The sequence below is a fragment of the Nguyenibacter vanlangensis genome (genome assembly GCF_013376155.1).
Classification (GTDB): domain Bacteria; phylum Pseudomonadota; class Alphaproteobacteria; order Acetobacterales; family Acetobacteraceae; genus Gluconacetobacter; species Gluconacetobacter vanlangensis.
Window position 1 is genome coordinate 1 of the sequence record NZ_JABXXP010001001.1, and the last position, 809, is coordinate 809.

Sequence of the window (809 nt, forward strand, 5' to 3'; positions counted from 1 at the left end):
GGCCCGCCCCGTGCCGCGCGTGGCCGTCCCTGCAGCACCCCGGCGGTAAGTGTCGCGGGAACTCGCGCGATCATCCGGCGATAAAGGGCCGTGGCGCACGCCGCCGAAGACGCTCCGACAAAAGAAAAAACCGCAAGGAGGGGCCAATGGTCAGAAGACTCGCCGCCGAGTTTTTCGGTACGTTCTGGCTCGTGCTCGGGGGGTGCGGCAGCGCCGTCCTCGCCGCCGCCTTTCCGCTTCACGGCATCGGTTTCCTCGGCGTCGCCCTGGCCTTCGGGCTCACGGTGCTGACCATGGCCTATGCCGTCGGCGGCATCTCCGGCGGCCATTTCAACCCGGCCGTCACGCTCGGCCTCGCGGTCGCCGGGCGCATCGCCTGGACCGACCTGGTGCCGTACTGGGTCGCCCAGGTCTTCGGCGGCCTCGCCGGGGCGATCATCCTCTATGTCATCGCGTCCGGCGCCCCCGATTTCGCGGCGGGCGGCTTCGCGTCGAACGGCTACGGCGCATTGTCGCCCGGCCATTACGGCCTGTTCTCCGCCCTGGTGTGCGAGATCACGCTGACCGGCTTCTTCGTCCTCGTGATCCTGGGCGCCACCGCCGACACGGCCCCCGTGGGCGTCGCGCCCCTGGCCATCGGGCTCGCCCTCACCGTGATCCACCTGGTGTCGATCCCGGTCACCAACACGTCGGTCAATCCGGCCCGCTCCACCGCCGTGGCCTTCTTCGCGCAGACCGGGGCCCTGGGCCAGCTCTGGCTCTTCTGGCTCGCCCCCCTGGCCGGGGCCGCGCTCGGCGCGCTGGTCTGG

At 71.1% G+C, this 809-nt stretch carries 1 protein-coding gene; it reads left to right on the plus strand.

What is annotated here, in order from left to right:
- Positions 1 to 146: 146 nt before the first annotated feature.
- On the plus strand, positions 147 to 809 hold a 663-nt coding region (aqpZ, locus tag HUK84_RS20785; RefSeq protein WP_176641876.1), incomplete at its 3' end, for an aquaporin Z.